9 protein-coding genes are annotated in these 11,021 nt (G+C 70.7%); 6 read left to right on the forward strand and 3 right to left on the reverse strand.

Features of this window, described 5'->3' with window-relative positions; all coding sequences use genetic code 11:
• Nucleotides 1–107 precede the first annotated feature (107 nt).
• The 5 genes from SALPAC2_RS0117625 to SALPAC2_RS0117645 all read left to right on the forward strand — a co-directional run bounded on the left by SALPAC2_RS0117625 (nt 108) and on the right by SALPAC2_RS0117645 (nt 7,307).
• Nucleotides 108–3,806 carry a nitrate reductase subunit alpha gene (locus SALPAC2_RS0117625; RefSeq protein WP_033661840.1) on the forward strand — a complete coding sequence of 1,233 codons (3,699 nt, stop codon included), beginning with the start codon at nt 108–110 and terminating at the stop codon, nt 3,804–3,806.
• Nucleotides 3,806–5,425 (forward strand): nitrate reductase subunit beta, encoded by a 1,620-nt coding sequence (gene narH, locus SALPAC2_RS0117630; RefSeq protein ID WP_018217958.1) that lies wholly within the window; start codon nt 3,806–3,808, stop codon nt 5,423–5,425. The genes SALPAC2_RS0117625 and narH overlap by 1 nt, the downstream gene beginning before the upstream one ends.
• Nucleotides 5,422–6,093 (forward strand): nitrate reductase molybdenum cofactor assembly chaperone, encoded by a 672-nt coding sequence (gene narJ, locus SALPAC2_RS0117635; RefSeq protein ID WP_018217959.1) that lies wholly within the window; start codon nt 5,422–5,424, stop codon nt 6,091–6,093. Before narH ends, narJ begins: the two co-directional genes overlap by 4 nt.
• On the forward strand, nt 6,090–6,833 hold the full coding sequence (narI, locus tag SALPAC2_RS0117640) for a respiratory nitrate reductase subunit gamma (RefSeq protein WP_018217960.1): 744 nt from the start codon (nt 6,090–6,092) through the stop codon (nt 6,831–6,833). The genes narJ and narI overlap by 4 nt, the downstream gene beginning before the upstream one ends.
• A gap of 144 nt (nt 6,834–6,977) precedes the next feature.
• Complete coding sequence (locus SALPAC2_RS0117645) at nt 6,978–7,307, forward strand: carboxymuconolactone decarboxylase family protein (protein WP_018217961.1); 330 nt, start codon at nt 6,978–6,980, stop codon at nt 7,305–7,307.
• Here the strand turns inward: SALPAC2_RS0117645 and SALPAC2_RS0117650 are convergent.
• A complete protein-coding gene (locus tag SALPAC2_RS0117650) occupies nt 7,246–8,199 on the reverse strand; it encodes an AraC family transcriptional regulator (RefSeq protein ID WP_018217962.1) in 954 nt (317 codons plus the stop codon). The two genes, SALPAC2_RS0117645 and SALPAC2_RS0117650, sit on opposite strands and share 62 nt — an antisense overlap.
• A gap of 141 nt (nt 8,200–8,340) precedes the next feature.
• Here SALPAC2_RS0117650 and SALPAC2_RS0117655 point away from each other — a divergent pair, with 141 nt between their 5' ends.
• Complete coding sequence (locus SALPAC2_RS0117655) at nt 8,341–8,994, forward strand: class I SAM-dependent methyltransferase (protein ID WP_026184842.1); 654 nt, start codon at nt 8,341–8,343, stop codon at nt 8,992–8,994.
• 79 nt (nt 8,995–9,073) lie between these two features.
• Here SALPAC2_RS0117655 and SALPAC2_RS25005 read toward each other — a convergent pair whose 3' ends face one another.
• The gene (locus SALPAC2_RS25005) at nt 9,074–9,826 is read right to left on the reverse strand and encodes a nucleotidyltransferase family protein (protein WP_026184843.1); all 753 of its coding nucleotides are present in this window, start codon (nt 9,824–9,826) and stop codon (nt 9,074–9,076) included.
• 2 nt (nt 9,827–9,828) lie between these two features.
• Complete coding sequence (locus SALPAC2_RS0117665) at nt 9,829–10,962, reverse strand: XdhC family protein (protein ID WP_026184844.1); 1,134 nt, start codon at nt 10,960–10,962, stop codon at nt 9,829–9,831.
• Nucleotides 10,963–11,021 lie beyond the last annotated feature (59 nt).

Raw genomic sequence — 11,021 nt, forward strand, 5'->3', positions numbered from 1 at the left:
GCCTCCCGATCTGGCGGTTGATTTCGCGAACCCTGGTAGACGTGGCGCACTGCCCGTGTGCCGCCGACAGCCCCCGCGTTGTCGCTCGCCGCCGGAGGAGTGCCCACGTGTCAGCGCACCGCCCGCCAGAAGCTCATGATCCTGCGACGGACCAGGTCCCCGGCGCGGCGCCGTTGCTGGCTGCTCGGCGCTTCCTCCGCCGGGAGGCGGTCGGTGACCACGGCCGGACGCTGCACCAGGTGGACGACGGCGACTGGGAGCGGTTCTACCGCGACCGGTGGCGCTACGACCGGGTGGTGCGCTCCACCCACGGCGTCAACTGCACCGGCTCTTGCTCGTGGAACGTCTTCGTCAAGGACGGCCTGATCACCTGGGAACACCAGGCCACCGACTACCCGACGACCGGCCCGGACTCGCCGGACTACGAGCCGCGCGGCTGCCCCCGCGGCGCCTCCTTCTCCTGGTACGAGTACTCGCCCTCCCGGGTGCGCCACCCCTACGTACGCGGGGTGCTGGCCGAGATGTTCCGCGACGGGCTCGCGCGCCTGGGTGATCCGGTGTCCGCCTGGGCCGAGATCGTGGAGAACCCCCTCAAGGCGCGCGCCTACAAGACCCAGCGGGGACGTGGCGGCTTCGTCCGCGCCAGCTGGGACGAGGTGACCACGATGGTTGCCGCCGCGCACGTCTACACCACGAAGACGTACGGACCGGACCGGGTGGTGGGCTTCTCGCCGATCCCGGCGATGTCGATGGCCTCCTTCGCCGCCGGCACCCGCTACCACGCCCTGCTCGGCGGCACCCTGCTGAGCTTCTACGACTGGTACGCCGACCTGCCGATCGCCTCGCCGCAGATCTGGGGCGACCAGACCGACGTACCCGAGGCCGGCGACTGGTGGAACTCCACCTACCTGATGATGTGGGGCTCGAACATTCCGGTCACCCGTACGCCGGACGCCCACTTCCTGGCCGAGGCCCGCTACCGGGGGACGAAGGTCGTCGCGGTCAGCCCGGACTACGCCGACAACGTCAAGTTCGCCGACGACTGGCTGGCCCCGCACCCGGGTACCGACGGCGCGCTGGCGATGGCGATGGGCCACGTCGTACTCACCGAGTTCTTCCGGGACCGCACGGTCGACTACTTCGCCGACTACATTCGCCGCTACACCGACCTGCCGTTCCTGGTCACGCTGCGACCCACCGCGGACGGCCGGTGGACCACCGACCGCTTCCTCACCGCGGCGGACCTGGGCCAGGAGGACGGCGCGCACAAGACCGTCCTGGTCGACGAGCGCACCGGCGAGTTGGTCGTGCCGAACGGGTCGCTGGGCTTCCGGTACGGCGAGGCCGGCGAGGGGCGCTGGAACCTGGACCTGGGCGAGGTGCTGCCCGCGCTCGGGCTGCTCGACCGGAGCGACGAGGCGATCGAGGTCGACCTGCCCCGCTTCGACGTCGGGGAGACCGAGGGTGGGGCCACCATCAGCCGTGGCGTACCGGCCATGCGGGTCGGCGAGCAGCTGGTCACCTCGGTCTACGACTTGGTGCTGGCGCAGTACGGGGTGCGCCGCGGTGACCTGCCGGGGCAGTGGCCGACCGGCTATGACGACGCGGACTCGCCGAACACCCCGGCCTGGCAGGAGCGGATCACCGGGGTGCCGGCCGCGGTGGCGGCCCGGATCGGCCGGGAGTTCGCCCGCAACGCCGAGCGCAGCCAGGGGCGGTCGCTGATCGTCCTAGGCGCCGGCGCGAACCAGTGGTTCCACTCCGACATGACCTACCGGGCGCTCATCTCCCTGGTCACCCTGACCGGCTGCCAGGGCGTCAACGGCGGTGGCTGGGCGCACTACGTGGGGCAGGAGAAGGCCCGGCCGATCACCGGCCAGCAGCACATGTCCTTCGGGCTCGACTGGCAACGGCCGATGCGGCACCAGGCGAGCACCCCGTTCTGGTACCTGCACACCGACCAGTGGCGGTACGAGCGGGTCCCGGTCGACGAGCTCTCCTCCCCGTTGGGCACCGGCCGGTTCGCGGGGATGGCCTTCGCCGACACCGTCGCCGCCGCGCAGCGGATGGGCTGGAGCCCCGGCCACCCGTCGTTCAACCGCAACCCCCTCGACCTCACCGACGAGGCGGCGGTGGCCGGGGTGACGGTGCAGGAGCACATCGTCGCCGAACTGAAGGCCGGTCGGCTCCGGTCGGTGGCGGAGGACCCGGACGACCCGGCGAACTTCCCGCGCTGCCTCACCCTGTGGCGGGCGAACCTGCTCGGCTCCTCCGGCAAGGGCAACGAGTACTTCCTGCGGCACCTGCTGGGGATCGACTCGACCGCCACCGCCTCGGAGTGCGAACCGGAGCACCGACCGCGGGACCTGGTGTGGCGAGATGAGGCGCCGACCGGGAAGCTCGACCTGCTCACGGCGATCGACTTCCGGATGACCAACACCGGCCTGCACGCCGACGTGGTGCTGCCGACCGCAACCTGGTACGAGAAGCACGACATCTCCACCACGGACATGCACCCGTTCGTGCACGCGTTCAGCCCGGCGGTGGAGCCGCCCGCCGACGCCCACTCCGACTACGACACCTTCCTGGCGCTCGCCGACCGGTTCAGTGAGCTGGCCGTCGACCACCTGGGGGTACGGCGGGACGTGCTGGCCGCGCCGCTGCAGCACGACACCCCGGACGAGCTGGCCATGCCCAGCGGGCGGGTGCGGGACTGGAAGGCCGGCGAGTGCGAGCCGGTCCCCGGCTCCACCATGCCGAAGCTCATCGAGATCGAGCGGGACTACGCCCAGATCGGCGCGAAGATGCGGGCTGTCGGCCCGCTCCTGGACCGGCTCGGCACCAGCACGAAGGCGCTCACCGTGGACGTGACCGCGGAGGTGGCGTACCTGCGGGAGCGAAACGGGGTCGTCCCCGACGGGCCGTGTGCCGGCCGGCCGTCGCTGGCCACCGCCGACCAAATGTGCGAGGCGATCCTGGCGCTGTCGGGCACCACGAACGGGCGGGTCGCCGCGGCCGGTTTCGCGGCCCTGGAGCAGCGGACCGGGCAGCCGTTCGCGGATCTGATCGCCGGGCACGAGACCGACCAGATCACGTACGCGGACACCCAGCGGGCGCCGCAGTCGGTCTTCACCAGCCCGGAGTGGTCCGGCTCGGAGAAGGGCGGCCGTCGCTACTCGCCCTTCACCCTCAACGTGGAGCGGCTCAAGCCGTGGCACACCATCACCGGTCGGCAGCACTTCTTCGTGGAGCACGACTGGGTGGCGGAGCTGGGCGAGCAGTTGCCGGGCTTCCGGCCCCCACTGAACATGGCCCGGCACTTCGGTGCCCCGGGTGAGTTCGTTGACGGCGGCGTCACCGTACGCTTCCTGACCCCGCACGCGAAGTGGTCTGTCCATTCGATGTACCACGACAACGAATTGATGTTGGCGTTGTCGCGGGGTGGGCCGGTGATCTGGATGAGTGTGCCGGACGCCGCCAAGGTCGGGGTTCGGGACAACGACTGGGTCGAGGCGCACAACCGCAACGGGGTCATCGTGGCCCGGGCGGTGGTCAGTCACCGGATGCCGGAGGGCACGGTGTTCCAGTACCACTCGCCGGAGCGGACGATCAACGTGCCCAAGGCCGAGAAGAGCGGTCGTCGGGGTGGTTACCACAACTCGTTGACCCGGCTGCTGGTCAAGCCCACCCACCTGGCTGGCGGACACGCCCAACTCACCTACGCCTTCAACTACTACGGCCCGATCGGCAGCCAACGCGACGAGATCACGGTGATCCGCCGCCGCGACCAGGAGGTGGAGTACTGATGAGGATCCGAGCGCAGGTCGCCATGGTGATGAACCTGGACAAGTGCATCGGGTGTCACACCTGCTCCGTTACCTGCAAGCAGACCTGGACCAACCGGGACGGCACCGAGTACGTCTGGTTCAACAACGTCGAGACCAAGCCGGGCATCGGCTACCCCAAGCACTACGAGGATCAGGACCGCTGGCACGGGGGCTGGCAGCTGGACGAGAAGGGCCGGCTGAAGCTGCGCTCCGGTGGCCGGGTCAAGCGGCTCAGCCGGCTGTTCGTCAACCCGGATCTGCCCTCGATCGACGACTACTACGAGCCGGCGACCTTCGACAAGGACATCCTGGCCAACGCCCCCGCCGGGCTCAAGGACACCCCGGTGCAGCAGCCCCGTTCCGCGCTGACCGGCGAACCGATGGCCGTCACCTGGGGGGCCAACTGGGAGGACAGCCTCGGCGGGACCCATGAGCACGGCACCGGTGACCCGAACCTCGCCCGGATGTCGGCGGAGGCGGCGGCGCGGGTGAAGTTCGAGTTCGAGAAGACCTTCCTGTTCCACCTGCCGCGGATCTGCGAGCACTGCCTCAACCCGGCGTGTGTGTCGGCCTGCCCCTCCGGCGCGATGTACAAGCGGGAGGAGGACGGCATCGTCCTGGTGGACCAGGACCGCTGCCGGGGCTGGCGGATGTGTGTCTCCGCCTGCCCATACAAGAAGGTGTACGTCAACCACAGCACCGGCAAGGCGGAGAAGTGCACCCTGTGCTTCCCGCGGATCGAGGCGGGGCAGCCCACGGTCTGCTCCGAGACCTGCGTGGGTCGGCTGCGCTATCTGGGCATCGTGTTCTACGACGAGGACGCGGTGCTCGCCGCCGCTTCGGTGACCGACGAGCACGACCTGCTCGACGCGCAGCGTGCGGTCTTCCTCGACCCGAGCGACCCGGCCGTACGGGAGGCCGCCCGGGCCGCCGGCATGCCGCAGGAGTGGCTGGACGCCGCCGAACGGTCCCCGGTGTGGCGGCTGATCAGCGAGTACAAGGTGGCGCTGCCGCTGCACCCGGAGTATCGGACCCTGCCCATGGTTTGGTACGTCCCGCCGCTGTCGCCGGTGCTGGACGCGGTGGGGGAGGCCGGCCGGGACGACACCGACGCCGACGACATCTTCCACACCATCCGGGAGCTGCGGATTCCGGTGGAGTACCTGGCCGAGCTCTTCACCGCCGGTGACGTGGAGGCGACCGCCGGGGTCCTGATGAAGCTGGCGGCCATGCGCTCCTACATGCGCGCTCGTACCCTCGACGGTACCGTCGCCGACGAGCTGCTCGACGGGATCGGGATGACCGCCGACCAGGTCGAGGCCATGTACCGGCTGCTGGCCATCGCCAAGTACGACGAGCGCTACGTGATCCCGGCCGCGTACAGCAAGGACGCCGCCGCGCTGGAAGCGCAGGCCACCGCGAACCAGGACTGCGCGCTGGACTGCGAGGGCGGCCCGGGAATGACCACGCAGGCCTCCGCGGAGAGTTTCCACCTGGTCGAGGGTGAGCAGGTTCGTCCCGGCGGGCCTGGGCTGGTCTCCCGGCGTTCCGACGGCCGGCGTGGCTTCACGATAAACCCGTTGCGAGGCGGGGCATGACCGCCGCGACCGACCGGGCCCGCATCTTCGAGCTGGTCTCGCTGCTGCTCACCTACCCCGATGACGAGCTGCTCGGTGCCGGGGCCGAGCTTCGGGGCGCTGCCGCGCGGATCGAGGCGCCCCAGGCGCGGGAGCGGATCGACGGGTTCCTGGACTGGCTGCTGGAGAACACCCCGATCGACGTACAGCAGCACTTCGTGCAGACCTTCGACCTGCGCCGCCGCTCTGGTCTCTACCTCACCTACTACCTGCACGGGGACACCCGCAAGCGGGGCATGGCGCTGCTGGTGCTCAAGCAGCGGTATCGGGCGCACGGGCTGCGACTCGCGGACGGGGAGCTGCCGGATCTGCTGCCGGTGGTGCTCGAGTACGCCGCCACGGTGGGCCCGGGCGAGGGGGAGGCGCCCTTGCGTCAGCATCGGCAGGGCATTGAACTGCTCCGCGCCGCCCTGGCCGACTGCGGCACCCCCTACCGCTTGTTGCTGGACGTTGTCTGCGCCGTGTTGCCGGCGCTGACCGACGCCGACCGGGCCGCCATCGCGGCGCTCGCCGTTGACGGACCGCCAGTGGAGACGGTCGGCCTGGATTCTCTCGGCGACGGCCCGGACCTGAACGCTGCCGCGCTTGCCCCTTATCCCGCCTGTTCCCCGTCGGAGGCATCGCGATGACCAACCTCGTCTGGACCGTCCTGCCGTACCTGTGCCTTGTGGTCTTCGTCGCTGGCCACTTCTGGCGGTGGCGCCACGACCAGTTTGGCTGGACCACGCACACCAGCCAGGTGTTGGAGAATCGCCTGCTGCGGCTCGGCTCGCCCCTGTTCCACCTCGGCGTTCTCGGGGTTGCTGGTGGGCACGTCATGGGCCTGCTGGTGCCTGCGTCGGTGACCGAGAAGATCGGGATCAGCGAGCACGCCTACCACCTCACCGCGGTCCTGGGCGGTACGGTGACCGGCCTGATGCTGATGGCCGGCCTGGTCCTGCTGATCATCCGGCGGATGATCAACGGTCGGGTCCGCCGGGTGACCAGCCGGATGGACAAGGTGCTCTACGCCGCGCTCGCCGCCATGGTGGCGCTCGGCATGATCGCCACGGTCGGGGTCAACCTGATCGGTGGGGGTTACGACTACCGGGAGACGATCGCCGTCTGGTTCCGCGGGATCTTCTGGTTCCAGCCGGACCCCACCCTGATGAGCGGGGCTCCCCTGGTCTACCAGCTGCACGCGATCGGTGGCTTCCTCTTCCTGGCGCTGTGGCCGTTCACCCGACTGGTGCACGTCTGGTCGGCGCCGCTGGCGTACCTGTGGCGTCCGTACGTGGTCTACCGCGGGCGCCGCGGCCCGGCGCCGACGGCGACCGCCGCACCGGAGCAGGTACGGGACGCCGCCCGGGAGCCGTCGGCTCGGCGTTGACCCCTCGTGTGGTGGCGCCCCGGTCGGAGGCGCTACCGACGCGGCGGCCGTCGAGGCGTGAGTTCTGCCTGGATACGTCCTCGGACCACGGTGGGCCACGGGCCGGGGCTAATGTGTCAATATCGGGCGGTAGCGGAGGGTGATATGCAGCAGCAGTATCTTCCGGATGTCTACGTGAAGTTCCTGGAACGCTTTCCGGATGTCGCGGAGGCGCAGGGCGCGCTGGCGCGGACGGTGCGGGAGCGCAACTCGTTCGACGACCGGACCGACCGGTTGATCAAGTTGGCGGTGGCGGTTGGGGCCGAGGCGGAGGGAGCGGTGCGTTCCAACGTCCGCAAGGCCCTCCAGCACGGCGCGACCGTGGACGAGGTGCGAGCCGTCGCGCTCGCGGCCATCACCACCTGTGGGTTTCCTACCGCGATCGCGGCCCTGGGTTGGATCGATTCGGTCGTCCTGGCGCCGTCGGACGAGTGATGCCGTCGCCACCCGCGTGCGGTGTGGCGTCCCGCCATTGGGTGGGGGTGACTCCGTGGCGGGCGCGGAAGCGTTTGCTGAAGTAGCTGGTGTCGGGGTATCCGACCCGGCGGCTGATCGCGCTGACGGCCAGGTCGGTCTCGGCGAGCAGTAGGCGTGCCTGCTGCATCCGGCGCTGGGTAATCCACTGGGTAACGGTTCGGCCGGTTTTGCGACGCACGGCGGTGGTGAGGTAGCCGGTAGTCAGCGCGAGGTCGGCCGCGATGTCGGCGAGGGAGATGGGCTGGTGGTAGCGCGCCTCGATGGCCTCGAAGACGGCCGCCAGCAGCGGTTCGTCGGCGCAGCGTAGGTGGTCGGCGAGGTCGGTCGACAACCGGGCCACGGTCACGAGCAGCAGGGTCAGGTGGGCGAGGGCGGCCGCCTGGTGCCCGTCGCGGCGGGCCCGGAGCTCGGTGTCGAGTGCGGCGAAGCGCTCCATCAGGCCGGCCCGGTCGACCGGTGGGACCGGTAGCCGCTGGGCCCGGTTGCGGCCCTGCGCGAACGGGAAGAGCAACGGGTGCGCCCGCCAGGATGAGTAGGCGCCGGGCATTCCGGGCCGAATCACGTCGGCCGGGAACCAGACGGTCCAGCCGTCGCTGGTGACTTCCGCGAACGGATCCCCGGAGGTGACTACCTGCCCGGGTGCGATGACGAAGAGGTCGCCGTCGGCAACTGTCCAGGTACGCTCGTCGATGCGTACCGTCCCGTGAGCCACGTGGGCGTAGCAGAGCACCAGGAAGTCGTGGGTGTGGGTGCCGACGGTGGCGAGGTCGAGGAACGGCTCGCCGTGGGGGTGGTGGGCTACCGCGACCGGGGCGATGCCGGGCAGGTGGCCGAAGCCGAAGACCGGCACGCCCTGCCCGGTGACGCCGACCTGACGGGACGGGGGAACCAAGTTCCGTCGCATCCTGCCCACAGTTCCGCCATTGTCCGCAGCATCGCTGTCCATGAGGCTGAGAGTACGACCGAGTTTCCGCTATTACCGGAGCGTGCCATGACCGGACAGCACAACTCCCATTCTGAGAATCGGGCCTATTTGCCCGCCATGGGCAAGCAATGGTTGCTGCCCCTCTACGATCCGTTCGCCCGCTTTATCGGTATCGGCCGGGTTCATGAGAAGCTTTTGGAGCGCGCGAATCTTCGGCCGGGACAACGAGTCCTGGAGATCGGCTGCGGCACCGGCGATCTGCTGCGGACGCTCAAGCGCCGCCACCCGGAGGTGGACGCGCTGGGCATCGATCCGGACCCCGCCGCGCTGCGCCGTGCCCGCCGCAAGGCGGCCCGGGGCAAGGTGCAGATCCAGTACGAGCGCGCGTTCGCCGATGACCTGCCGTTGTCGGACCACAGCGTCGATCGGGTGCTCTCCTCGTTCATGCTGCATCACATCGACGAAGCGGATTGGGTACGAGTGCTGCGTGAGGTCCGGCGGGTGCTGCGCCCCGGCGGTGAGCTACACGTAGCCGACATCGACGGCAGTCTTCCCGGACACGAGGGCGGTCATGTCCACCGCTCTGGTCGGACCGGGGACAGCCTGCCCGATCGGGCCCTGTCCGCGTTGGTCGAAGCCGGGCTGGCCGGCGTCCGGGAGAACGGCTACGGCCGAGCCCGGCTGGGCCGGTACGTCTTCTACCGGGCCGACGCCGGTTGAGGGAGCGCGCCTGCGTCCGGGCCGGCGGTGGGCTGTGAAACACGGTGGTCTGACCCAGCCGAAGCCGGGTGCCGGCGGATCAACGCTGGATCTTCGGGGGTACGTCGAGGTCCTGGGCGTCGGCCACGTCGCCGCACGGAACCACCGTGACGATGTCACGATGCTGACTTAGGTAGTCCCGGGCGCCCCGGTCCCCGGTGGCGCTCGCGGCGGCACCGGCCCAGTGTGCGCGCCCGAGCAGTACCGGGTGCCCCCACCGGTCGCCGTGGTAGCCCCCGACCACCAGAGCATCGGGTCGGGCGGCGGCAGCCACCCGGCGTACCGCCTCGACTCCCACCCCCGGCATGTCAACCAAGGTCACGACCGCCGCCGACGCGGTGGTTACCTCCAGCGCGGCCAACCCCGCCCGCAGCGATGAACCCATTCCGGTCGGCCACGCCGGGTTCCGGACGACGCCCGAGCGGACCAACTCGGTCACCGCCTCCGCCCGCGCCCCCACCACGACCAGTACGGGAGCACAGCCGGCGGCCACCAGCACGGCTCGGCTCCGCAGCACCAGGGGCTGGCCCCGGAAAGCCACGAGCGCCTTCGGCCCGCCGTACCGCCGTCCCGCTCCCGCGGCGAGCAGCAGCCCCGCGACCCGGCCGGTGCACCCCGCGACCCGGCCGGTGCACCCCGCGTCGCGGCCGGTGCACCCCGTCTCCACCGGTCCCGCGCCTACCGGTCCCGCGCCTACCGGTCCCGCGCCTACCGGTCCCGCGCCTACCGGTCCCGCGTCTACCGGCCCTGCGTCCGCCGGTGAGTAGGCCGGGCCATGCCGTCGTTTCCGCATGCTCAGCTGACCGGGACGTCGGCACGCCGGTGGATGGGGCCGGCCAGGTAGGTCAGGGGCCGACCGGTGCCCCCGGTGCCGGCGACCGCGATCACTTCGGCGCAGATGGACACGGCGGTTTCCTGGGGAGTTCGGGCGCCCAGGTCGAGGCCGATGGGCGCCCGAAGCCGGCCGAGTTCGTCCTTGGTCAACCCGGCCGCGGTGAGTCGGAGCAGCCGCTCGCGGTGCGTTTCTCGGCTGCCGATCACGCCGACGTAGCCGGCGCGCCCCCGTAGGGCCAGCGACAGCAGCTCGGTCTCGTGGCGATCATCGTGGCTGAGCACCACGATGGCGCTCCGGGCGTCAGCCTCGATGCTGCGCAGGTGGCGGTGCGGCCAGTCGCAGACCACCTGGTGGGCGTCCGGGAAGTGCTCGGCCCGCATGAACACCGGCCGAGGGTCACACACGGTCACCTCGAAGCCGAGGAAACGCCCGAGTTGGCTCATTGCCCGGGCGACCGGGCTCATCCCGTAGAGCACCATGCGGGGTGCCGGCTGGTGTCGGACGAACAGGACGTCGACGGGCTGCCCGGCGCCGTCCCCGATGCGCTCGACCGGCCCCGTCCCGATGTGCTCGACCGGCCCCGTCCCGGTGGATACCCGCTCCCGGAGCCGGCGTGCCACGAGCTCATCCAACCCCGGGTCGCCCGACGAGCCCCACAACCCGTCCGGGTCTGCCACCAGCAGCGCCGCCCGTGGGCCGGCGGGTAGCACCAGAGCGGAACCGACCGTCCGGTTCGCCAGCAACCGATCGAGCAGCGGTGCCATGACCTCCACCGCCGCGGGCAGCACTACCACGTCGATTTCACTACGACAGGAGAGGCCGAGCACCGGCGAGCCGTCGCTCTGGTGGGTGTAGCGGTTCCGGTGTACCCGACCAGAGCGGATCGCGTCCTGGGCCGCCGTGAGGACCGCGCCGTCGATGCACCCGCCGGCGACGCCACCGGCGACCTCGCCGGTGGCGCAGCTGGCCATCACCGTCCCAACCGGGCACGGTGCGCTCCCCGTCACCCCGACGACAACGGCCATCGCGAAGGAGAGGTCGGCCGAACACCACCGCCGTAGGGTCGGCGCGATGTACCTGATCCCCGCTGTCATCAGACTCCCTGCCGGGCCCGCGGCGAGCGGCCCAACGCGGTGTGGACAAGCCCCGGGCC

It is taken from the genome of Salinispora vitiensis (genome assembly GCF_000378825.1).
GTDB classification, from domain to species: domain Bacteria; phylum Actinomycetota; class Actinomycetes; order Mycobacteriales; family Micromonosporaceae; genus Micromonospora; species Micromonospora vitiensis.